Source organism: Streptomyces sp. NPDC045021 (genome assembly GCF_056432645.1).
In genome coordinates, this window is the sequence record NZ_JBWKIQ010000006.1 from 44,385 (window position 1) to 67,267 (window position 22,883).

A 22,883-nucleotide genomic window follows, 5' to 3' on the forward strand; every position below is an offset into this window, starting at 1 on the left:
ATGAGTACGGAATCCGGGCCGAAGGCCGCCCGCGACGCCGAGGAACGCGCCGACACGGAACGCGCCGCAGCCGAGCGTGTCGCCGCCGATCGTGTCGCCGAGGACCGTGCGACCGACGCGCGCGAGACCGGCAGCGGCGCCGACGGCGATCTCGGTTCCGCGGGCGCGCAGCTGTCGACGGCGCCGGTCGAGGAGCTCGGCCAGGTGGTGCCCGGCTCCTTCGGCGGTGTGCGCAGGCCCGGCTGGCGCGGCACGGTCGGCTGGACGCTGCGCGAGTGCGCCGGCTGGGTGCGCTGGATGTGGCGGCAGCTCACGTCGATGCGGATCGCGCTGATCCTGCTCTTCCTGCTCTCCATGGCCGCGATCCCCGGCTCGCTGGTCCCGCAGACCAGCGTCGACGAGGTCAAGGCGCAGGCGTGGAAGGACGTGCACCCCAACGCCACACCGATCTACGAGACGCTCGGGCTGTTCCACGTCTACAGCTCGCCCTGGTTCTCGGCGATCTACATCCTGCTGTTCATCTCGCTGGCCGGCTGCATCCTGCCGCGCAGCTGGCAGTTTGTCGGCCAGCTGCGCTCCCGGCCGCCGGCCGCGCCGCGCAACCTGACCCGGCTGCCGGCGTACGCGACCTGGCGCACCGCGGCGGGTGCGGACGAGGTGCTGGACGCCGCGCAGAAGCTGATGCGCGGGCGCCGGTTCCGTACCCACCGGGTCGGCGGCGCGGTCGCCTCCGAGAAGGGCTTCCTGCGCGAGGCCGGCAACCTGATGTTCCACCTGGCGCTCTTCGGGCTGCTGATCTCCTTCGCGGTCGGATCGCTGTGGAAGGGCGAGGGCGGCAAGCTGATCGTCGAGGGCGGCGGCTTCTCCAACAACCTCACGCAGTACGACGACTTCAAGCCCGGCACGTTCTACACCGCCGACGACCTGGACCCCTTCGGCTTCTCGCTCGACAGCTTCGAGGCCACGTACGCGCGGACCGGCCCGCAGAAGGGCACCCCGCGGACGTTCCGCGCCAACATCCACTACTGGAAGGGCGCGGACGGCAAGCCGGTCAAGTCCTCGATCGAGGTCAACAAGCCGCTGGAGATCGACGGCGAGACGGTCTACCTGATCGGGCACGGCTACGCGCCGGTCGTCACGGTGAAGGACGCCCGCGGCACGGTCGTCTACCAGGGGCCGACGCCGTTCCTGCCGAGTGACGGCAGCCTCACCTCGCGCGGCGTCGTCAAGGTCACCGACAACTACCGGAACAAGGCGGGCGGCAAGGACCAGCTGGCGTTCAGCGGGATCTTCGCGCCGACGATGGTGATCGACAACATCCAGGGACCGCACTCGGTCTTCCCCGCGCTCGACCGCCCCGCGCTGATCCTGACCGCCTACCACGGCGACCTGGGCATGGACAGCGGCCTGCCGCAGAACGTGTACCAGCTCAACGACAAGAAGATGAAGCAGTACAAGGCCGCCGACGGCCAGCCGCTCCGCCAGGTGCTGGCCGTCGGGGAGTCACTGCAACTGCCGGACGGCGGCGGCTCCATCACCTTCGACGGCGTCAAGACCTGGGCCAGCTTCCAGGTCTCCCACCAGGTCGGCAACGGCTGGGCGCTCGGCAGTGCGGTCGCCGCGATCCTGGGCCTGGCCGGCTCGCTGTTCATCCAGCGCCGCCGGGTGTGGATCCGCGCTACGGCGGGCGCGGACGGGGTGACCGTCGTGGAGCTGGCCGGACTCGGCCGCAGCGAGTCCGCGAAGATCGCCGACGAGATCGGTGACCTCGCCTACAAGCTCCTGCCGGACGCGCCCCAGCTAACGGACCCCAGCGGCCCCGGTGACGGCACCGCCACAGACCCCTCGGAAGAACCTCTCCTGCCAGACGAAGGAGCGCGCGCGTGACTATCGCGGCCGCGGTCAATGAGAACTTCGCGAACTACAGCAACTACCTGATCTACTCGGCCATGACGGTCTACACGCTCGCCTTCCTCGCGCATATGGCCGAGTGGGTGTTCGGCAGCCGCAGCCGGGTCGCCATCACGGCGGCGGCGCTCACCGCACCCGCGGCGGCTCCCGCGATCGAGGTCGTCCAGCGCGGCGGCGGCACCGCCACCCTGGAGCGTCCCAAGGTCGTCACCCGCTCCACGACGAGCGACCGCGGCATCCCGGACGGCCCCGGCGCCGCCGGTACCGACGCGGACGGCGACAAGTACGGCCGGATCGCGGTCTCGCTGACCGTGCTCGCGTTCGTGTTCCACCTGGCCGCCGTCGCGTGCCGCGCCGCCTCCGTGCAGCGCGTGCCGTGGGGCAACATGTACGAGTTCTCGACGACCTTCGGCATGGTCGCGGTCGGCATGTACCTGGCCCTGCTGGCGCTGAAGAAGCGGGTCCGCTGGATCGGGCTCTTCCTCGTGACCTCGGTGCTGCTGGACCTCGGCCTGGCCGTCGCGGTGCTCTACACCGACAGCGACCAGCTGGTCCCGGCGCTGCACTCGTACTGGCTGTGGATCCACGTCTCGTGCGCGATCATCTCCGGCGCGGTCTTCTACCTCGCGGCGGTCGGCACGTTCCTGTTCCTCTTCCGCGACTACTACGAAGCCGCGCTGACCGCCGGCCGCAGGGTGAACCCCACCTGGGCCAACATCATGGACCGGCTGCCGTCCGCGGCGACGCTCGACAAGTTCGCCTACCGGATGAACGCGCTGGTCTTCCCGCTCTACACGTTCACCGTCATCGCGGGCTCGATCTGGGCGCAGGCCGCCTGGGGCCGGTACTGGGGCTGGGACCCCAAGGAGACCTGGTCGTTCATCACCTGGGTCGCGTACGCCTGCTACCTGCACGCCCGCGCGACCGCCGGCTGGAAGGGCCGCAAGGCCGCCGCGCTGGCTCTCGTCGCCTTCGCGTGCTTCATCTTCAACTACTACGGCGTGAACATCTTCATCACCGGCAAGCACTCCTACGCCGGAGTCTGATCCCGAGTCTGATCCGAGCCGGAGTCCGAGTCCGAGCCTGAGCCTTGGCGGCCGCTCCCCCCCGGGGGCGGCCGCCGGGCGTTTCAGCTGCCGGACGGCGGTACGTCGTCCCGGCCGGACTCGCGGCGGCGCAGTTCCTCCTCACGGCGCCGGAGGTCGGCCTCCCAGTCCTTGAGGACCGCCTCGTCCTTCTTGTTCTCCTCTTTCAGCCCCTTGAGGAAGTCGGGATTGTCGTCCGGCGCGACCCACTCCTGCCGGGAGCGGTGCCACTGCGAGGGCGTGCTGCCGCCCGCCGGAGCCGGCCGGCGGTTGCGGCCCGCGACGAGCCAGGCGATGGGTCCGACGAGGACCTCGCCGAAGAGCAGGATGATGATCACCCACACCACCTTCGGCAGTCCGCGGACCTCCTCCTCCGGAGTGTTCAGGCAGTCGATGAACGCGTAGATCCACAGCGCGAGCACCAGAAGGAACGGCAGATACCTGATCATGGTGGAAGAGCCCCCCTGAGCCGGAAGACGGGCCGCGACAGGGGCCCGGTGACGGGTACAGGGTAGTGCGTGGCGGATACTGGACGGCATGGCTTACGACGATCTTCGATCCTTCCTGAGGGCCCTGGAGAAGGACGGCGACCTCAAGCGGATCAAGGCCGAGGTCGACCCGTATCTGGAGGTCGGCGAGATCACCGACCGCGTCAACAAGGCGGGCGGTCCCGCGCTGCTCTTCGAGAACGTGCGCGGGTCGTCGATGCCGCTCGCGATGAACGTGTTCGGGACCGACCGGCGGATGCTGAAGTCGCTCGGGCTGCAGGCGTACAGCGACATCAGCGACAAGATCGCCGGGCTGCTGAAGCCGGAACTGCCGCACGGCTTCACCGGCATGCGCGAGGCGTTCGGCAAGCTCGCCGGGATGACGCACGTGCCGCCGAAGAAGGTGAAGTCCGGCGACGCGCCCGTGCAGGAGGTCGTGCTGCGCGGCGATGACGTCGACCTGGACGCGCTGCCCGCGCTGTTCACCTGGCCGGAGGACGGCGGCTCGTTCTTCAACCTCGGGCTGACGCACACCAAGGACCCGGAGTCCGGGGTGCGCAACCTGGGGCTGTACCGGTTGCAGCGGCACGACCGGAACACCATCGGGATGCACTGGCAGATCCACAAGGACAGCCGCAACCACTACAAGGTGGCCGAGCGGCGCGGCGAGCGGCTGCCGGTCGCCATCGCCTTCGGCTGCCCGCCCGCCGTGACGTACGCCTCGACCGCGCCGCTGCCCGGCGACATCGACGAGTACCTCTTCGCGGGCTTCGTGCAGGGCAAGCGGGTGGAGATGGTGGACTGCAAGACCGTCCCTCTCCAGGTCCCGGCCAATGCCGAGGTGGTGCTGGAGGGCTGGCTGGAGCCCGGGAAGACGCTTCCCGAGGGCCCGTTCGGCGACCACACGGGCTTCTACACCCCGCAGGAGCCGTTCCCGGCGCTGACCATCGACTGTGTGACGATGCGCAAGCGCCCGCTGCTGCAGTCGATCGTGGTGGGCCGGCCGCCGACGGAGGACGGCCCGCTGGGCCGGGCCACCGAGCGGTTCTTCCTGCCGCTGCTGAAGATCATCGTGCCGGACATCGTGGACTACCACCTGCCGGAGGCGGGCGGCTTCCACAACTGCGCGATCGTCTCGATCGACAAGAAGTACCCGAAGCACGCCCAGAAGACGATGCACGCGATCTGGGGCGCGCACATGATGTCGCTGACGAAGCTGATCATCATCGTGGACGCCGACTGCGATGTGCACGACCTGCACGAGGTCGCCTGGCGCGCGCTCGGCAACACCGACTACGCCCGCGACCTGACCGTTGTCGAAGGGCCGGTCGACCACCTCGATCACGCCTCCTACCAGCAGTTCTGGGGTGGCAAGGCGGGCATCGACGCGACCCGCAAGCTCCCCGAGGAGGGGTACACGCGCGACGGCGGCTGGCCGGAGATGGTGGTCTCCGATCCGGAGACGGCCGCGAAGGTCGACCGGCGCTGGAAGGAGTACGGCCTCTCGTGACCACGGATTCCGCAACCCCGGACCTCTTCGCGCCGGAGCCCGCGCCGCCCGGCAGGATCAGGGCGTTCCTGCGGCTCGTCATGATCGAGCACTCGGTCTTCGCGCTGCCCTTCGCCTACATCGCCGCGCTCAGCGCGATGTTCGCCCTGGACGGCTCCGTCCACTGGTGGCGGCTGCTCCTCATCACCGTGGCGATGGTGGGTCTGCGGACCTTCGCGATGGCGTGCAACCGGATCATCGACCGCGAGATCGACGCCCGCAATCCGCGGACCGCCCAGCGTGAACTGGTCACCGGTGCGGTGTCGGTGCGCTCCGCGTGGACCGGCGCGCTGGTGGCCGTGGTCCTCTTCCTGGGCGCGGCGGCGCTGCTCAACCCGCTGTGCCTGGCGCTGGCGCCGATCGCCGTCATCCCGATGGTGGTCTATCCGTACGGCAAGCGGTTCACGAACTTCCCGCACGCGATCCTCGGCCTCGCGCAGGCGATGGGCCCGGTCGGCGCGTGGCTCGCGGTCACCGGTGAGTGGTCGTGGGACGCGGTGATCCTCGGGCTGGCCGTGGGTGTGTGGATCGGCGGCTTCGACCTGATCTTCGGTTCGCAGGATGTCGCGGCCGACCGCGCGGACGGCATCAAGTCCGTGCCGGCCCGCTTCGGCGTCGCCGCCGCCCTGTACGGCGCGCGCGGCTGCCATGCCGTCACGACGGTCCTGCTGGCCTGGTACGGGGTCGCCACCGGCGCGGGCGCGTTCTGGTGGGTGGGTCTGACGATCGTCGCGGGTGCGTTCCTGTACGAGCACTCGATCGTGCGGCCGCATGACCTGAGCCGGCTCAACCGGGCGTTCTTCCAGGTGAACGGGTTCATCGGCATCGCGCTGTTCCTGTGCGCGCTGCTCGACCTCGCGGTCCGCGGCCTCGGTATCTGATCCGCGGCCTCGGTATCCGGGAGCGGATACCGAGGCCGGGCGGCGCCTGTCGGGCGTTACGCGCCGAGGTCCTTCAGGTCCAGGTCCTTCATGTCCAGGCCCTTCAGATCAAGGTCCTTCATGTTCATGGCACCGAACATGAACAGGCCCATGAGGTCCTGCGGGTTGAGCGCCTTCGCGCCGGCCGGGGCCGTGACCGGGTCGCTGCCGCCCTGGAGGCCGATGGTCAGCGGGAGCTTTCCCTGGGGCTTGTCGTCGAACTGGGCGACGTCCAGGCTGATCCCGGAGAGCATGCCGTCCTTGATCGACAGGTCCACGGTGAGGTCCTTGGCCGGGACCTTGCTGACGTCCGGCGCCTTGAAGCCCGGGATCTGCTTCTCCAGCGGGGCGAAGCCCTTGGCGAGATCCTTCGCCGCCTGACCCGCCGGGACCGACATCGTGACGTGGTCCGCGCCGTTGCTGCTGCCCTTGTCGGTGAACTTCGCGTTCTGCGCGACCGCGCTCTTGACGGCGTCGATCAGCTGCTGCTGGGTCTTGGCGTCGAAGGACGGAACGCCCGGCACCGGCAGCGGCGACTTGCCCAGGCCCTTGTCACCGCCGAGGGTCTTGCCGAAATCGGTGAACGCCGCCGGGTCGATCGAGATCCACTTGCCGGCCAGCGCGTCCTTCACGACACCGAGCGAGGCCGGCAGCTCGTCGGCCTCGGGGAGGAACTGGTCGAGCGGCGGGCGGCCGCCCCCCTTGGCGGCGCCGTCGAGCGCGACCAGCGCCTTGATGTCGGCCCGGAGGTAGAGCTTCTTGCCGATGGACCGGACCTCGATCAGGTTCTGCTTGCCCTCGGCGTCCGAGGACAGCTGGAAGGAGATCGAGGACGTGTCGCTGCCGGCGTCCTTCGCGTCCTTGGTCGCCGTGGTGTCCTTGAGCGGCTTGTCCGAGCTGAGCCCGAGACGGGCGTGCAGACCCGCGAGCATCTTCGCGTTGTCCTTGGTGAAGCCGTCCGAGCCCTTCATCGCGGTCCAGATCTGGTCCGCGGTGGCGTCGAAGGCGACAGTCGCGGTGACGGCCTTCTGCTCGCCGAGCTTGTCCACGGCGTTCTTGACCTTCACCGCCGCGCCGACCTGCTGGACGGTGCCGCAGGCGGCGGAGGCGCTGGCTATGAGGGCGACGCAGCCGATGGCGGCCAGGCCCTTGTGTGCGGTGGTGATGTGGTGACTCCCGTAGAACAAGCGGCCTTCGGCCGGTGGCCTTCGACGCCGGGTGAGATCTTGAGACCTGAAGATTAGCTGTGGATGCCGCTCGGCCCGAACGGGATTTCCGGCGGGCCTGTCAGCCCGTCAGTCCACCCTTCTGGCAATCCGTCATCGCATCAATCCGTCGGGCGTGCGCGCGCGGAAGAAGAAGGCGGAGGCGACGCCGCCGAGGAGCCCGAAGAGGTGCCCCTGCCAGGAGACGCCCTGGGCGGTGGGGAGTACGCCCCACAGGATCGAGCCGTAGAGCACCGCGACACCCAGGCCTACGGCTATGTCCAGCAGCCGCCGGTCGACGAATCCGCGCACCAGCAGATAGCCGAAGAGACCGAAGACGACTCCGGAGGCGCCCGCCGTGTTGGTGTGGGCAGGTGCGACGAGCCAGACGCCGAGGCCGCTGGCCAGGATGATGACGAAGGAGACGCTGAGGAAGCGGCGGATTCCGCGCAGCGCGGCGATGAACCCCAGCACGAGCAGCGGCAGGCTGTTGGCCGCGACATGGGCGAAGCCGAAGTGCATGAAGGCGGCCGGGATGATGTCGCGCAGCTCGCCGGTCTCGCGCGGCACGATGCCGAAGGTGTCGAGCGAGTGGTTCGTCGCCACGTCGATGGCTTCGAGCAGCCACAGCAGCCCCACCCACGCCAGCATCAGTGCGGCCGCGGCCGTGACCCTCACTCCGCCGCGCAGCGGAGCCAGACCGACACTCGCCTGCGCGGAACGGTCCGCGATCGGTTCGTAGCTGTGACCCACCGAGGCCCCCCTCAGATCCGTGTGTCCCTACCGTAGACAACGCCGCCGACATGCGGGGTGGTTCCCGGCGAGAGGCCTCTCACGCCGCAGCCGCGCAGCCCTCTCCCGCCGCGGTCCTGGAGCCCTCTCCCGCCGCCGGCCGTCCCCGGGCGCCGGATAGGCTCGCCAGGTGGACACGAGCATGCGCAAGCCCTGGATCGTGGGGGTCTCCGGAGCATCCGGGACGCCCTATGCCTCCGCAGTGCTCCGGGGGCTGCTGAGGGCGGGCGAGGCGGTGGACCTGGTGGTCAGCCGGGCCGCCCGGCTGACACTGCTCGACGAGACGGGGCACGCGTTCCGGGACGCGCACTGGCGCGAGGACCTGCTCACCTGGCTGGCCCTCGGCGCCGACGGCAAGGACGGGCAGTTCGAACTGGAGCCGGCTGACCTGGCGGACGTGCGGTTCTGGTCCGCCGGGGATCTCGCGGCCGGACCGTCCTCCGGTTCGTACCCGGTCAAGGGGATGCTGATCGTGCCGGCCAGTACCGCCTGTGTGGCGGGGGTCGCGCTCGGACTGTCGAAGGACCTGCTGCAGCGGGCGGCGAGCGTCACGCTCAAGGAGCGCAGGCCCCTGGTGGTCGCGGTCCGCGAGACACCGTTGAACGGCCAGACCCTCAAGCACCTGGTGGCGCTCGACGAGGCGGGCGCGGTCGTACTGCCCGCGTCACCCGGTTTCTACGCGGGCGCCCGGCACATCCAGGACCTGGTGGACTTCGTGGCCGGGCGGGCGCTGGACGCGGCGGGAGTGCCGCACCAGCTGTACCGCAGATGGGAAGGCGAACTCGGCGCGGCCGGCTCCGGCTGACCGCCGTGGCAGGCGGGTGGCGGCATGGCCGGAAGCAGCGGACCAGCTGTCATCTGTGGCTCCTGTGACACCTGTGCGGGTGGTGTTTCCCGGCCGTTCGGCGGAGCCCGGCGGACCCTCAGCGGCTGATCCACAGCGGATTCACAGCCGCTGTGCGCGGGCTTCCCAGCTGATGCGCAGGCCGCAGGGTCGCGGATGCCTTAGATTCTTGTTCGCACGGCGCAATCGATGCATGAACGGGAGGGTCCAGGCATATGGACGCGGTGGACAGGCAGCTCATCCAGGCGCTGCGCGAGAACGGGCGGGCCTCGTACGCGGAGCTGGGCCGGCTGGTGGGGCTCTCCGGGCCCAGCGTCACCGACCGGATCAACCGGCTGGAGCAGGCCGGGGTGATCACCGGTTACCGGGCCACCGTCGCGCCCGTGGCGCTCGGCCTCGGCGTGACCGCCCTGGTCGGACTGCAACTCAGCGACGCGGCCGACCACGAGGACGTGGCACACCGGCTGCGCGACCTGGACGAGATCGAGGACTGCTGGTTCATCGCCGGCGACGACTCGTACATGCTCAAGGTCCGGGTCGGCGATGTGGACGGCCTGGAGCGGACGATCCGCCGGCTGTCCGGCACGAAGGGCGTGGCCCGTACCCGGACCACGATCGTGCTCTCCACGAAGTGGGAGAACCGGGTCGGGGCCCTGCCCGACGAGGCATAGGCGGGAACGGGGGCCCCTCCCGGCCGAAGGCTGGGGGAGTGAGTAGGCTCGATCGGGTCGATTCGGTCATACAGGAGGCGGCAGGAATGGGCATGGACGCTGGACTCAAGCGTGAGCTGGAGGAGAAGGTCTACGCGGGTGAGCGGCTGACCCGTGAGGACGGAATCGCCCTCTACGAGTCCGACGACCTTGCGTGGCTGGGTGGTCTCGCGCACCACGTGCGGACGGTGAAGAACGGCGATGTCGTCCACTTCAACGTCAACCGCCACCTCAACATGACGAACGTGTGCACCGCGTCGTGCGCCTACTGCTCGTTCCAGCGCAAGCCGGGCGAGAAGGACGCGTACACGATGCGCATCGAGGAGGCCGTCCGTCTCGCGAAGACGATGGAGGGCGAGAACCTCACCGAGCTGCACATCGTCAACGGCCTGCACCCGACGCTGCCGTGGCGGTACTACCCGCGCTCGCTGAAGGCCCTCAAGGAGGCGCTGCCGGACGTCTCGCTGAAGGCGTTCACGGCGACCGAGATCCACCACTTCGAGACCATCTCCGGTCTGTCCGCCTCCGACATCCTGGACGAGCTGATCGACGCGGGCCTGGAGTCGCTGACCGGCGGCGGCGCCGAGATCTTCGACTGGGAGGTCCGGCAGCACATCGTGGACCACCGCACCCACTGGGAGGACTGGTCCCGGATCCACCGCCTCGCGCACTCGAAGGGTCTCAAGACCCCCTCGACGATGCTCTACGGGCACATCGAGGAGCCGAAGCACCGGGTGGACCACGTGCTGCGGCTGCGTGAACTGCAGGACGAGACCGGCGGTTTCCAGGTCTTCATCCCGCTGCGGTACCAGCACGACTTCGTGGACATGAAGGACGGCAAGATCCGCAACACGCTGCAGGCCCGCACCACCATGGCCAGCGGCGCCGACGCGCTCAAGACGTTCGCCGTCTCCCGGCTGCTCTTCGACAACGTGCCGCACGTCAAGGTCTTCTGGGTGATGCACGGCCTGGCCACCGCGCAGCTGGCGCTGAACCACGGTGCGGACGACATGGACGGCTCGGTCGTCGAGTACAAGATCACGCACGACGCTGACGCGTACGGGACGCCGAACAAGCTGAACCGCGACGACATCCTGGACCTGATCCGCGACGCCGGGTTCCGGCCGGTCGAGCGCAACACGCGCTACGAGATCATCCGCGAGTACCCGGGGCCGAACGCCGACCGGCGCGAGTCCCCGCAGCCGATGCGCCTCTGACTTCCCGCAGTCCGACTGCCTGCCGGCTTGCTCAAGGCCCCGGCGACGCGCACATGCGCGTCGCCGGGGCCTTCGCGTTCTCCGTAACCCGTATACCGTTGCCGGGCGGCCGGGGTAATAGCTACTATCGCTCTATGACCCTTACCTTTACGCGCGACCCCGAGCTGTCCACCGGCCTCCGCGAAGAGATCCTCCGGATCTGGACCGACGCCTCCAACGCCGGCGGTGCGGTCGGCTTCGTCCCGCCGGTCACGGCCGAGGACGTACGCCCGGTCGCCGACGGGCAGTTCGAGGCGGTCGACGCGGGGACCCAGCGGCTGCTCGTCGCCCACGAGGGCGGGCGGGCGATCGGCACGGTCTTCCTGAAGCTCAACACCCACCGGCTGATGCGGCACTGGTGCACCATGGTCACCGTCATGGTCGACCCGGCCCTGCAGGGCGGCGGGCGCGGCCAGCGGATGCTGCGCGAAGGCATCGACTTCGCCCGCGACCTGGGCTTCGACGCGATCCGGCTCGGGGTGCGCGGCGGCACCGGCGTGGACGGCTTCTACGCCACCTGCGGCTTCAAGGAAGTCGGCCGCGTACCGGACGCGATCCGCGTCTCCGCCGACGACTTCCGCGACGACATCACTATGTGGCTCCCCCTGCACTGATCGTCGGGGGGCCGTGCTTCACTGGAACCATGTTCCGTTACACCGCCATGCGTTTTGGCCTCTTCGTCGGCTGCTTCGCGGTCATCTGGGGTCTGGTCTCCCTGCGGATCCTGCCGGCCGGACTCGGGGGCTCCAACCTCCTGTGGGTCGCGCTGCTCGCGCTCGTCATCTCCGCGCCGCTGAGCTTCGTGCTGCTGCGCGGCGCCCGCGATGCCGCGTCCGCGCAGGTCTCCGCGCGCGTCGAGCGCAGCCGGGCGAACTTCGCCAAGAGCCAGAGCGCGGAGGACGCGGCGGACGACGCCGCGCGCACCGCGTAGCACCGCTCGGCACACTCGGGCCGCAGGACCGCCGGGGGTCGGTGAGTAACCCTCGTCACACGCTTCGCCATGCCCTGCCGGGAACACCCTGTTCCCGGCGGGGCTTTGTGCTGTCCGCGCGCGGATCGGGCCGGTTCCGTTCATCGGAACCCAAAGAATGACTTTGGGTTTCTCAAAGCCCTGATGTTAGCGTCAGGAACATGCCTCATACATCCAGTCGCGTACGCATACCCAAGATCCCGTTCTGGGCCCAGATCCTCGGCGGTCTGGTCCTCGGTGTGTGTCTCGGCTGGATCGCCCGCAGCGGCGACATCGCCTGGCTCGGCAAGACCCTCGACGAGATCGGCTCGATCTTCGTCCAACTGCTCAAGCTCGCGGTCGCCCCGCTGGTCTTCTTCGCCATCGTGGTCTCCATCACCAACCTGCGGAACGTCTCCAACGCCGCCCGGCTGGCCACCCGCACACTGCTCTGGTTCATGATCACGTCGCTGATCGCGGTCTCCATCGGCCTCGCGATCGGCCTGCTCACCAACCCCGGCTCCGGCAGCGGCCTCACCCCGGCCGACGGCTCCAAGCCCAAGCACACCGGCTCCTGGCTGGACTTCCTCACCGGCATCATCCCGACCGACGTCATCTCGCCGTTCACCGAACTGAACGTGCTGCAGATCGTCTTCATGGCCGCCGTCGTCGGTATCGCGCTGCTCCAGCTCGGCGAGAAGGCCGAGCCGATCCTCACCCTCAGCTCCTCGGTCCTCGAACTGCTGCAGAAGGCGCTGTGGTGGGTCATCAAGCTCGCCCCGCTCGGCACGCTGGGCCTGATCGGCAACGCCATCAACACCTACGGCTGGGACCTGATCAAGCAGTACGCGACCTTCACCGCGGACGTCTACGTCGGCTGCGCCCTCGTCATGTTCGGCGTCTACCCGCTGCTGCTCGCCACCGTCGCCAAGGTCAGCCCGCTGCAGTTCTTCCGCGGCGCCTGGCCCGCCATCCAGCTCGCCTTCGTCTCGCGCTCCTCGGTCGGCACCATGCCGGTCACCCAGCGCGTCACTGAACGCCTCGGCGTCCCGCGCGAATACGCCTCCTTCGCCGTCCCGTTCGGCGCCACAACCAAGATGGACGGCTGCGCCGCGATCTACCCGGCCCTGGCCGCCATCTTCATCGCCGAGGTCTTCGGCGTGCATCTGGGCATCGGCGACTACCTGCTGATCGCCTTCGTCTCGGTCATCGGCTCCGCCGCCACCGCGGGCCTCACCGGCGCCACGGTCATGCTGACCCTGACCCTCTCCACCCTGGGCCTCCCCCTCGAAGGCGTCGGCCTCCTCCTGGCGATCGACCCCATCCTCGACATGATGCGCACCGCCACGAACGTCGCCGGCCAGTCCGTCGTCCCCGTCATCGTCGCGGCCCGCGAGAACATCCTCGACCGCGCCAAGTACGCCACGGCGCACGGCGCGGACATCGACAGCCTGATGGACGACGACGTGGACGCGGAGAACGAAGCGCGCGTCCCGGTAGCGGCGTAGCACCGTACACAGCAGTGCCCCCGATCCCTGGGCGAATTCCAGGGATCGGGGGCACTTTCATGTGCTCCGGAAAGGACACCGGCCCCCGGACGGATCAGCCCGAGGCGAGGCGGAAGTTGAGGCTGCCGAAGGCCACGTGGTCGCCGGGGTGGACGCGGACGGTGCCGGTGATGCGGAGGCCGTTGACGTGGGTTCCGTTGAGGGAACCGAGGTCGGAGAGGAGCCAGGCGTCGTCCTGGTAGCGGAGCTCGGCGTGGGTGCGGGAGACCGAGTCGTGGCCGAGGCGGAGGTCGCACACCGGGGCGCGGCCGATGCGCAGCGGCTGCGGTCCGGGCTCCGGCAGCCGCAGGCCCGGGAGTTGCTCGGTGCGCCAACTGCCGCGCAGCCGTACCGAGAGCGCCGAGACGCGGGCGACGGCGCGCAGCAGGAAGAGCTGGGGGGCGCGGCCGCGCGAGGGGAGGTCGGCGAGGGCTCCGTCGATCTCTGCGCGGCTGCGGGCGGTGAGCACGATGTGCATGCGGTGCATGAAGGTGTCGTGGGAGAGCCGGCCGTCGCCGGTCCCGGCACGCAGCACTTCGAGGGCGTGGTCCCGCTCGGTCTCCGACGGCCGTACGCCCGGGGCGCGGAACTCGGGGGACGTCATGGTGGGATTGTCGGCCCGTGAGTGGGGTCGTGTCCAGATTCACGGGAGGTGGCCGGTTCTCCCGGTCGCTCGGTCCGGTGCCCCCAGGTCGCCGGACCGGGGGAGACCCGCCCCGTAGGCTTACTTGCGGGTAGCGCTACGCGAGAGGTGGCACAGGGGTGGGCGGGAAGACCAAGCGGGTGCCGCGGCAGGTGCGCGAGCAGCAGATGCTCGACGCGGCGGTGGCGACGTTCGCGCGGCGGGGGTACCGGGCGGCCTCGATGGATGAGATCGCCGAGACGGCGGGGGTGTCAAAACCGCTCGTCTATCTGTATCTGAATTCGAAGGAAGAGCTGTTCACCGCGTGCATCCGGCGGGAGGCGGCGGCGCTCACCGCGGCGGTGCGGGCCGGCGTGGAGCCGGGGGGGGCGCCGGACCGGCAACTGTGGTGCGGGCTACGGGCTTTCTTCACGCACACGACGGAGCGCCCGGACGGCTGGACCGTGCTGTATCAGCAGGCGCGGACCCAGGGGGAGCCGTTCGCGGACGAGGTCGCGCTGATGCGCGCGGAGATCGCCGAGTTCGTACGGGAGCTGATCGCGGCCGCGGCCCGGGAGGCGAACTGCGAGGGTGAGCTCGCCGAGCGGGAGATCGCGGGGCTGGCGCACGCGCTGGTGGGCGCGGCGGAGTCGCTGGCGGGCTGGGGGTGCGGGCAGCCCGGCCAGTCGGGCAAGGACACCGCGGCGACGCTGATGAACTTCGCCTGGGCCGGCCTGGACAACCTCATGAACGGCCGGCGCTGGGAACCACCTCGCCCGTGAGGTGGACGCGGTCGCCGCTGCGCAGCTCGAAGGCACCAGGAGCGGCGTCGGCCGCGTAGGTCACCTGGCCCGGGAGCAGCACCGGTGCTTTGAACTGGGCTCGCACGGTGACCTGTTCGGCGTCCAAGGGGACCGCCTCGGCCGCGCAGCGGGCCACGGTCCACATGCCGTGGGCGATGGCGCGGGGGAAGCCGAGGGGTCTCGCGGTCCAGGGGTGGAGGTGGATCGGGTTGTAGTCGCCCGACACCCGGGCATGGCGGCGGCCGAGATCCGCCGTGAGCTGCCAGGTGGCGACGGCGGGGAGCGGGGTTCCCGCGGGCTGCGCCGCGTCATCGGGGCGCGGGCCGGTGGCGCCGCTGTGCCGGGCGAGGTACGTACTGCTGTCGGACCAGACGAGTTCACCGCCGAGGCGGGACTCGGTCACGATCACGGCTTCGGTGCCGCGGTGGTGCGGGCGGAGTGCTGACGTGTGGACGGTCAGTTCGGGACGGTCGGTCGCGTGCAGGGCGCGCCGCTGGGTGATCTCGATGGAGGTGTGCACCAGTCCGAGCAGGGGCAGCGGGAACGCGCGGTCCGCCATCAGCTGCGCGGCGAGCGGGAATCCGAGGATGTGCGGGTAGGTCAGCGGTACCGGGCCCGCGGTCTGGGTGAAGCCGCAGACCCGTGCGTATGCGGCGAGCCGACCCGGGTCGATGCGGGCGGCGGGCAGGACCAACCGGTCGGTGGGCGCCGCGGTGTCGCGCGGACGCCCGCGCTTGTGGCGCGAGCCGAGCGCGCCCCGGGCCAGGACGAGGGGCAGCCGCGGTGGCGCGGCGAGAGTGCGGGTGGGCACGTCGGGTCGTCCCTTCGATGCGGACTGCGGACTGCGGACTGCGGACTGCGGACTGCGGACTGCGGACTGCGGACTGCGGACCGCGGAATGTGGGATGCGGACTGCGGGCTACGTGATGCGGGGGGTGGGTCGGCGCGGGTTACGCGCCCAGCAGGCTCTGGCCGCAGACGCGCACGACCTGCCCCGTGACACCGCCCGACCCGGGATCCGCGAACCAGGCGATGGTCTCGGCCACGTCGACGGGAAGCCCGCCCTGGCCGAGGGAGTTCATCCGGCGCCCCGCCTCGCGGATGAACAGCGGGACGGCCGCGGTCATCTTCGTCTCGATGAAGCCGGGAGCGACGGCGTTCACGGTGATGCCGTGGCCGGCCGTGCGCGGATCCGCCGCGAGCGCGCGGACGAAGCCGATGACGCCCGCCTTCGAGGCGGCGTAGTTGGTCTGGCCGGCGTTGCCCGCGATGCCGCTGATCGAGGCGGTGGCGACGATCCGGCCGCCGTCCCGCAGGGTGCCGGACTTCAGCAGGTGGTCGGTGGTGCGGATGACGCTGCCGAGGTTGACGTCGAGGACGGAGTCCCAGCGGTCGGCGGCCATGTTGGCGAGCTTGCGGTCACGGGTGATCCCGGCGTTGTGGACGAGCACGTCCAGACCTCCGGGGAGTGCGGCGGCGATGCGTTCCCCGGCGTCCGGAGCGGTGATGTCCAGGGCGAGTGCGGTGCCGCCCAGCCGTCGCGCGACGTCGGCCAGGGCCTCCTCGGCCTGCGGGACGTCGAGGCAGACGACGTGGTGGCCGTCGCGGGCGAGCGTGGCGGCGACGGACTCGCCGATGCCACGCGCGGCGCCGGTGACCAGGGCGATCCGGGTGCCAGGGGCGGAATCCGCGGCAGCGGTGGCGGCAGCGGTGGCGGCAGCGGGAACAGCCGAAACGGCGTCGGCCGGGCCGATCTCGATGACCTGGCCGCTCACGTACGCGGACTTGGGGGAGAGGAGGAAGCGCAGCGTCGACCCGGAGTCCGCGCCGGGTGCCAGGCGCAGCAGTTGGACAGTTCGGCCGCGGCCGATCTCCTTGCCCAGGGAACGGACGAACCCTTCGAGCGCCTGCTGGGCGGCGGCCTGGTGGGGGTCGGCCGGATCCGGGACGGCGCCGAGGATGATCAGCCGGCCGCAGGGCGCGAGCGAGCGGACGACGGGGTGCAGCGCCGCGTACACGTCGTGCAGCGCGGCCGGTTCGCAGACGCCGGTGGCGTCCAGCACAACAGCGGCGGGCGCGGGCTCCGCGGCGGGCGTGTCCTCCGTACGCGGGGCACGCGCAGCCAGGCGCAGGACCGGTCCTTCCAGGTCGGGGTATTCCGGTGACCAGCGGCGCAGCGTGGTCGGTTGGGGGAGGCCGAGGCGGCCGGAGAGGAAGCGGCCGGGAGCCGTACCCGTGAAGCGGAGATAGCGATCGGCCATTGGCCTTCTCCTTACTCTGCAGTAAGTTTACCGCCGGTAAGGCTACTGGTGAGTCAGCACCCAGCCAAGGGAGAGCCCGCCGATGATCGATCGCAAGGACAGCCCGCGCCGGGTCGCGGTGGTGGCGGGCAACCGCATACCGTTCGCCCGCTCCGACGGGCCGTACGCCACCGCGTCCAACCAGGACATGCTGGGCGCGGCGCTGGCGGGCCTGGTGGGACGGACCGGGCTGGGCGGTGAGCGCGTGGGGGAGTTCGTGGCCGGGGCCGTCCTCAAGCACAGCCGCGACTTCAACCTCGCCCGCGAGGTCCTGCTGGGCAGCACCCTCGACCCCGCCACGCCCGCCTACGACATCCAACAGGCGTGCGGCACCGGGCTGCAGGCGATCATCGCCGTCGCCAACAAGATCGCGCTCGGCCAGATCGACTGCGGCATCGCGGGCGGCGCCGACACCGCGAGTGACGCGCCGCTCGGCGTCAACGAAGAGTTGCGGCGGATCCTGCTGGAGGTGCGCCGCGCGAAGTCCGCGGGTGCGCGCGCCAAGGCGCTGGCACGCGTCCGGCCACGTCATCTCGTACCGGAGATCCCGCGCAACGCCGAGCCGCGCACCGGTCTGTCGATGGGCGAGCACGCGGCGCTCACCGCCAAGCGGTGGGAGATCGCCCGCGAGGCGCAGGACGAACTGGCCTCCGCCAGCCACCAGCGGCTCGCCGCGGCGTACGAACGCGGCCTGTTCGACGACCTGGTGACCCCCTTCCGGGGACTGGACCGCGACCAGAACCTGCGCCCGGACTCGACGGCCGAGCGGCTCGCCCGGCTGCGGCCGGTCTTCGGCGTGCTGGACGGCGGCGCCACCATGACGGCCGGGAACTCGACACCCCTCACGGACGGCGCGGCCGTCGTCCTGCTGGCCGGCGAGGAGTGGGCGGCCGACCACGGGCTCGAGCCGCTCGCCTTCCTCACCGCGTACGAGACGGCCGCCGTCGACTTCGTCGGCAACCCCATGGGTGACGAGGAAGGTCTGCTGATGGCGCCCGCGTTCGCCGTGCCGCGCATGCTGGAACGGGCCGGGCTCGCCCTCGACGACTTCGACCTCTACGAGATCCATGAGGCGTTCGCCTCGCAGGTCCTGGCCACCCTCGCCGCCTGGGAGGACAAGGAGTTCTGCACCGGACGGCTGGGCCTGGCGGGCCCGTTGGGAACGGTGGACCGGGAGCGGCTGAACGTGGCCGGCTCGTCGCTCGCCACCGGGCACCCCTTCGCGGCGACCGGCGCCCGCATCGTCGCGACCCTCGCCGCGCTGCTCGCCGAACGCGGCGGGCCGGGGCGCGGGCTCCTCTCCATCTGCGCCGCGGGCGGCCAGGGGGTCACCGCCGTACTCGAACGTCCCTGAACCGCCGTCGGACGCTGAACGCCGCTGATCCGCCTAGCGAGAGCCGCCGTACGATTCCGCGAACCAGGAGAGCCCTGATGTCCCGTAAGAGCCCGATCGCGTCCCAACTCGTCGCTGTGGAACCGGATCTCGTCGTGTCGGGCGGTGCGGTCCGGCAGGCCTCCGTGCCGGCGCTCGTGCCGCCCGAGAGCTCAGGGAGCCTTGCGGACATCCCGTTCCGCAACGCCGCGGAGGCCCCGCAGGAGGCTGTTCTCAGCCGCAAGGACGAGCGCGGGCAGTGGCGCGACATCACGGCCGCGGCGTTCCGCGACGAGGTCGTCGCCGTGGGGAAGGGGCTGATCGCCGCCGGGCTGCGCCCCGGCGACCGGCTCGCGATCATGGCGCGCACGACGTACGAGTGGACGCTGCTGGACTTCGCGGCCTGGGCCGCGGGCCTGATCACCGTCCCCATCTACCCGACGTCCTCCGCCTCGCAGGCCGCCTGGATCCTCTCCGACTCGGGCGCGGTGGCCTGCGCGGTGGAGAGCGTCGAGCAGGCCCGGCTCATCAGCGGGCAGCGCCGCGCGCTGACCGGGCTGCGGCATCTGTGGCAGCTGGACGCGGGCGCCGTCTCCCAGCTGATCGCCGAAGGGCGGGAGCTGCCGGACATCCTCATCGAGGGCCGGCGCGGCGGCCTCGGACCCGACAGCGTCGCCACGCTCATCTACACGTCGGGCACCACCGGCCGCCCGAAGGGCTGCATCCTCACCCACGGCAACTTCTTCGCCGAGGTCGACAACTCCATCGAGCTGCTCCATCCGGTCTTCAAGTCGGTGAGCGCCGAGCCCGCCTCGACGCTGCTCTTCCTGCCGCTGTCGCACGTCTTCGGCCGGATGGTCGCCGTCGGCTGCCTGCGGGCCCGGGTCAAGCTCGGCCACGCCCCCAGCATCGCCACCGAGGATCTGCTGTCCGACCTCGCCGGCTTCCGGCCGACCTTCCTGCTCGCGATCCCGTACGTGCTGGAGAAGGTCTACAACACCGGCCGCGCCACGGCCGAGTCGATGGGCCGGGCCGCCTCCTTCGACCGGGCCGCCACGATCGCGCGGCGGTACGGCGAGGCCCTGGAGGCGCAGCAGTCCGGCACCGGTCGCGGGCCCTCGCTCGGGCTGCGGGCCGCCCACGCGCTCTACGACCCGCTCGTCTACCGGCGTATCCGCGCCGCCCTCGGCGGCAAGGTCCGCTACGCGATCTGCGGCGGCTCCCCGCTCGGCCGCCGCCTCGCCGCCTTCTACGCGGGCGCGGGCGTCGTGGTCTTCGAGGGCTACGGGCTGACGGAGACCACGGCCGCCGCCACCGTCACCCCGCCGCTGCGCCCGCGGCTCGGCACCGTCGGCTGGCCGCTGCCCGGCGCCGCCGTCCGGATCGCCGACGACGGAGAGGTGCTGCTCAGCGGTGGCATGGTGTTCGGCGGCTACTGGAACGGCCGGGTCGGCGCTTACCACCCGGTGAACGGCGGCTGGTTGGCCACCGGTGACATCGGTGAACTCGACGCCGAGGGCTATCTGACCATCACCGGCCGCAAGAAGGAGATCATCATCACCGCGGGTGGCAAGAACGTCGCCCCGGCTCCGCTGGAGGACCGTCTCCGGGCGCATCCCCTCGTGGGGCAGTGCATGGTGGTCGGCGAGAACCGTCCCTACGTGGCCGCCCTCATCACCCTCGAACCCGACGGCATCAGCCACTGGCGCCGTATGCACCACCGCGACGGCGTCCGTCCGGCGCAGCTGGCCGAGGACCCGGAGCTCCTCGCGGAGATCCAGCGCGCCGTCGACGACGCGAACGAGACGGTGTCGCGGGCGGAGTCGATACGCCGCTTCCGGGTGCTGCCGGTGGAGTTCACCGAGGCCTCGGGCCATCTGACGCCCTCGATGAAACTCAAGCGGGCCGCTGTCGCGAGGGACTTCTCGAAGGAGATCGACGAGCTCTACCGCGGGCGGTGACGGACGAGGAGAGACGTGCCGACGCCGGCCCGGACCGGGGAACCGGCCCGGTCGGCGACAGCGTCGCTGATCAGGGTCAGCAGTTGGCCGCGGTGGGGCGGCCGGCGAAGCGGTCGGCGAGCCACGCCATGGCGAACGGCGATCCCGCGATGGCGCCCGTGATGTGGCCGAGCGGCATGGACTGCCACTGGACGTTTACGCCCTTCGCGCACCAGTCGGTGCGCAGTTGCTGCCCCACGGTGTAGGGGATCAGCTCGTCGATGACGCCGTGGTAGAGGTAGACCGGCGCGTCGGGCGCGTGCGTGCCCAGCGCGTCGGCGCGCAGCGCGCTCTGCCAGTCGGCCTGGTAGAGCGGGTTGCTGACGGTGACCTGGTCGATGCGCTGGAAGAGACCGGCGATGGCGTCGATGGCGACGCACTGCGTCTTGACGATGTCCACCACCGACCGGCCCCTGTCGTTCAGGTACTTGGCGAGGTCGAGCGCCGGGTACGCGGCGTCGTGGCCGACGGCCGCGGCGAGGATCAGACCCGCGCCGACGCCTCCGTCGTTGAAGTCGGCGACCTTGAGGAGATCGGCCGGGACGCCACCGGTGGCGGTGCCCCTGACGTTCAGGTCGGGTGCGTAGGAGTCATGGATCTCGGCGGCCCAGCTGGAGGCCTGGCCGCCCTGCGAGTAGCCCATGATGCCGACGGGCGTGGCGGCGTTCAGACCGGTGCCGGGCAGCCGTTCGGCGGCGCGGGCCGCGTCGAGGACGGCCTGCCCCTCGGCCCGGCCGACGGTGTACGTGTGGGTACCGGGGGTGCCGAGCCCCTCGTAGTCCGTGACGGCGACGGCCCAGCCGCGTAGCAGCGCCTGCCAGATGAGGCTGCCCTCGGCGGTGGTCCCGGTCGGGAAGCCGCGGGAGGGCGCACAGCTGTCGGCGAGGCCGACGGTGCCGACGGCGTACGTGACGAGGGGGCGCTGTCCGGTGCGGCCGTCGTTGGGCACGAGGACGGTGCCGGAGACGGTGTTGGGCGCGCCGGTGGCGGTGGTGGACCGGTAGAGGATCTTCCAGGCCCTGGTGTCGGTGAGGACGAGGGGGTTGGGCATGAAGCGGCTCGGCTGGGCGCTGACGATGTCGCCGGGCTGTCCGGCGGAGGCGGCGCCGGCCGGGGAGTGAGCCGGGGCCTGGGCCGTGGCCGAAGCCTCGGCCGGGGCCGCGGCGGCGGTCAGCGCGGTCGTCAGGGCCAGGGCGGCCAGGGCCGCCAGGACGGTGTGCCGGATGCGTCGTACGGTGCTCTGCACTGCGGCTCTCCCATCAATACGGTGGAAGGTTGTGGGGTACAGGGACCGTAGTGACTCGCGGGTAGGCCCGGCGTTGACCACGCCGCTCACCTTTGCTGACCCGGGGCAGCATTCACTCCAAGGGGTTCAGCTCACCGTGTCCACGCCGGGAGATTCACTCCGACGGATGCGCCCCGGAGGCCGCATGGCGGTACGCGCCGGGGGTGGTCCCGGTCCAGCGGCGGAACGCCCGGTGGAAGGCGGTGTCCTCGGAGAAGCCGAGCCGCGCCGCCAGTTGGGCGATCGGTTCGTGCCCCTCGCTGAGCCCGGCGATGGCCGCGTCCCTGCGGACCGAGTCCTTGAGCCGCTGGAAGGACGTGCCCTCGGCCGTCAGCCGGCGCCGCAGCGTCGCGGGGCTGACCGCGAGCCGGGCCGCGATCTCCGGTGCCTCCGGCAGCCGGGCGCGGGTGGTCAGGGCGCGGGCCATCGTGCGGCGGATCTGTTCGGTGACGGTGGTGCCGTAGTCGCGCCGGCTGAGCAGGTCGGCGGGGGCCCGGCGCAGCAGTTCGCCGAGCGCCGACTCGTCCTGGATGAGCGGGGCGTCGAGCCAGTGCGCGTCGAAGGCGGCGCCGGTGCGCTCCGCGCCGAAGCGGACCGGACAGCCGAAGAGCAGATCGTACTCGGCCCGGTGCGGCGGCGCCGGATAGGCGAAGTCGGCGCGCAGCAGCGGTATGCGGCTGCCGACGAGCCAGCTGGAGAGCCGGTGCCAGATGACGAGCAGGCACTCGGCGAGGAAGTGGTCCGGGTCGTCGGTGAGCTCGCCGCGCACGGTGAAGCGTGCGACCTCGTCCGACGCCCGGACGGAGAGGTCGGGCCCGCTCGGGAAGAGCCCGTAGAACCGCACCGCCCGGTCCAGCGCGGCGCCGAGGTCACGGCCGCCCAGCGCCGTGCAGCACATCATGGCGAAGGTGCCGCGCGGGCTGGGCGCGGGGCCGAGGCCGAGGAACTCGTCGTTCGTGGCCCGGTGCAGTTCCTTGACGAGGCAGGTGAACTGGGCGTCGGTCACCCGGGCCCGGTCGTCGCCGAGCAACAGGGGTGCGATCTGGGCTCGTTGGAGCAACGGGGCGGTGTCGATGCCGAGCCGCTGGGCACCGCGTAACGCCGCTCTGACCCGGTGCACCGTGATCGTATGCGTGCCCATGACACTCAACGGTGCTCCTGCTGAGCGGCAGGGTCAACCCGCCTGACGGTTCGTGTCATCTTCGTGGGGCCCGGTGCTTCATAGCGTCATGGCTACACGACCAA

21 protein-coding genes are annotated in these 22,883 nt (G+C 70.9%); 13 read left to right on the forward strand and 8 right to left on the reverse strand.

What is annotated here, in order from left to right:
* Both resB and ccsB read left to right on the forward strand, forming a co-directional pair.
* The gene (gene resB, locus AC07DC_RS19365; RefSeq protein ID WP_478915646.1) at positions 1-1,887 is read left to right on the forward strand and encodes a cytochrome c biogenesis protein ResB; all 1,887 of its coding nucleotides are present in this window, start codon (positions 1-3) and stop codon (positions 1,885-1,887) included.
* Positions 1,884-2,957, forward strand: coding sequence for a c-type cytochrome biogenesis protein CcsB (gene ccsB / locus AC07DC_RS19370; RefSeq protein WP_478915647.1), 1,074 nt, complete (start codon positions 1,884-1,886; stop codon positions 2,955-2,957). Before resB ends, ccsB begins: the two co-directional genes overlap by 4 nt.
* An 83-nt stretch (positions 2,958-3,040) precedes the next feature.
* Here the strand turns inward: ccsB and AC07DC_RS19375 are convergent, their stop codons facing one another.
* On the reverse strand, positions 3,041-3,445 hold the full coding sequence (locus AC07DC_RS19375) for a PLD nuclease N-terminal domain-containing protein (RefSeq protein WP_478915648.1): 405 nt from the start codon (positions 3,443-3,445) through the stop codon (positions 3,041-3,043).
* An 88-nt stretch (positions 3,446-3,533) separates the two neighbouring features.
* Between AC07DC_RS19375 and AC07DC_RS19380 the strand changes: the two genes are divergently transcribed.
* Positions 3,534-4,994, forward strand: a complete 1,461-nt coding sequence (locus tag AC07DC_RS19380) for a menaquinone biosynthesis decarboxylase (RefSeq protein WP_478915649.1) — start codon at positions 3,534-3,536, stop codon at positions 4,992-4,994.
* Positions 4,991-5,914: a menaquinone biosynthesis prenyltransferase MqnP gene (gene mqnP, locus AC07DC_RS19385; RefSeq protein ID WP_478915650.1), complete on the forward strand. Its 924-nt coding sequence runs from the start codon at positions 4,991-4,993 to the stop codon at positions 5,912-5,914. The genes AC07DC_RS19380 and mqnP overlap by 4 nt, the downstream gene beginning before the upstream one ends.
* Before the next feature lie 56 nt (positions 5,915-5,970).
* Here mqnP and AC07DC_RS19390 read toward each other — a convergent pair whose 3' ends face one another.
* Both AC07DC_RS19390 and AC07DC_RS19395 read right to left on the reverse strand, forming a co-directional pair.
* A complete protein-coding gene (locus tag AC07DC_RS19390; RefSeq protein WP_478915651.1) occupies positions 5,971-7,140 on the reverse strand; it encodes a hypothetical protein in 1,170 nt (389 codons plus the stop codon).
* A 132-nt stretch (positions 7,141-7,272) separates the two neighbouring features.
* The gene (locus AC07DC_RS19395) at positions 7,273-7,809 is read right to left on the reverse strand and encodes a rhomboid family intramembrane serine protease (protein WP_478915970.1); all 537 of its coding nucleotides are present in this window, start codon (positions 7,807-7,809) and stop codon (positions 7,273-7,275) included.
* Between the two features lie 283 nt (positions 7,810-8,092).
* Here AC07DC_RS19395 and AC07DC_RS19400 point away from each other — a divergent pair, with 283 nt between their 5' ends.
* The 6 genes from AC07DC_RS19400 to AC07DC_RS19425 all read left to right on the forward strand — a co-directional run bounded on the left by AC07DC_RS19400 (position 8,093) and on the right by AC07DC_RS19425 (position 13,217).
* Complete coding sequence (locus tag AC07DC_RS19400; protein WP_478915971.1) at positions 8,093-8,755, forward strand: UbiX family flavin prenyltransferase; 663 nt, start codon at positions 8,093-8,095, stop codon at positions 8,753-8,755.
* Positions 8,756-9,009: 254 nt separating this feature from the next.
* The gene (locus tag AC07DC_RS19405; protein WP_478915652.1) at positions 9,010-9,465 is read left to right on the forward strand and encodes an Lrp/AsnC family transcriptional regulator; all 456 of its coding nucleotides are present in this window, start codon (positions 9,010-9,012) and stop codon (positions 9,463-9,465) included.
* Positions 9,466-9,557: 92 nt separating this feature from the next.
* Entirely contained in the window at positions 9,558-10,721 is a 1,164-nt protein-coding gene (mqnE, locus tag AC07DC_RS19410) for an aminofutalosine synthase MqnE (RefSeq protein ID WP_478915653.1), read from the forward strand.
* A gap of 134 nt (positions 10,722-10,855) precedes the next feature.
* A complete protein-coding gene (locus AC07DC_RS19415; protein WP_478915654.1) occupies positions 10,856-11,374 on the forward strand; it encodes an N-acetyltransferase family protein in 519 nt (172 codons plus the stop codon).
* 29 nt (positions 11,375-11,403) lie between these two features.
* Positions 11,404-11,691 (forward strand): DUF4229 domain-containing protein, encoded by a 288-nt coding sequence (locus AC07DC_RS19420; protein ID WP_138355162.1) that lies wholly within the window; start codon positions 11,404-11,406, stop codon positions 11,689-11,691.
* Positions 11,692-11,891: 200 nt separating this feature from the next.
* Positions 11,892-13,217, forward strand: coding sequence for a dicarboxylate/amino acid:cation symporter (locus AC07DC_RS19425; RefSeq protein WP_478915655.1), 1,326 nt, complete (start codon positions 11,892-11,894; stop codon positions 13,215-13,217).
* Between the two features lie 94 nt (positions 13,218-13,311).
* Here the strand turns inward: AC07DC_RS19425 and AC07DC_RS19430 are convergent, their stop codons facing one another.
* On the reverse strand, positions 13,312-13,860 hold the full coding sequence (locus tag AC07DC_RS19430) for an FHA domain-containing protein (protein WP_478915656.1): 549 nt from the start codon (positions 13,858-13,860) through the stop codon (positions 13,312-13,314).
* 179 nt (positions 13,861-14,039) lie between these two features.
* Between AC07DC_RS19430 and AC07DC_RS19435 the strand changes: the two genes are divergently transcribed.
* Positions 14,040-14,660, forward strand: a complete 621-nt coding sequence (locus tag AC07DC_RS19435; RefSeq protein ID WP_478915972.1) for a TetR/AcrR family transcriptional regulator — start codon at positions 14,040-14,042, stop codon at positions 14,658-14,660.
* On the opposite strand, the gene AC07DC_RS19440 is transcribed toward AC07DC_RS19435, so the two are convergent.
* The gene (locus AC07DC_RS19440) at positions 14,623-15,492 is read right to left on the reverse strand and encodes a MaoC family dehydratase (RefSeq protein ID WP_478915657.1); all 870 of its coding nucleotides are present in this window, start codon (positions 15,490-15,492) and stop codon (positions 14,623-14,625) included. The genes AC07DC_RS19435 and AC07DC_RS19440 overlap by 38 nt on opposite strands.
* Positions 15,493-15,631: 139 nt before the next feature.
* The gene (locus AC07DC_RS19445) at positions 15,632-16,942 is read right to left on the reverse strand and encodes a 3-oxoacyl-ACP reductase (protein ID WP_478915658.1); all 1,311 of its coding nucleotides are present in this window, start codon (positions 16,940-16,942) and stop codon (positions 15,632-15,634) included.
* Between the two features lie 82 nt (positions 16,943-17,024).
* On the opposite strand from AC07DC_RS19445, the gene AC07DC_RS19450 reads away from it, so the two are divergent.
* Positions 17,025-18,335 carry an acetyl-CoA C-acetyltransferase gene (locus AC07DC_RS19450; protein ID WP_478915659.1) on the forward strand — a complete coding sequence of 437 codons (1,311 nt, stop codon included), beginning with the start codon at positions 17,025-17,027 and terminating at the stop codon, positions 18,333-18,335.
* A 77-nt stretch (positions 18,336-18,412) separates the two neighbouring features.
* Entirely contained in the window at positions 18,413-20,314 is a 1,902-nt protein-coding gene (locus tag AC07DC_RS19455; RefSeq protein WP_478915660.1) for an AMP-dependent synthetase/ligase, read from the forward strand.
* Positions 20,315-20,390: 76 nt separating this feature from the next.
* Here AC07DC_RS19455 and AC07DC_RS19460 read toward each other — a convergent pair whose 3' ends face one another.
* A complete protein-coding gene (locus AC07DC_RS19460; protein WP_478915661.1) occupies positions 20,391-21,599 on the reverse strand; it encodes a lipase family protein in 1,209 nt (402 codons plus the stop codon).
* A gap of 154 nt (positions 21,600-21,753) precedes the next feature.
* On the reverse strand, positions 21,754-22,779 hold the full coding sequence (locus tag AC07DC_RS19465) for an AraC family transcriptional regulator (RefSeq protein ID WP_478915662.1): 1,026 nt from the start codon (positions 22,777-22,779) through the stop codon (positions 21,754-21,756).
* Positions 22,780-22,883: the final 104 nt, after the last annotated feature.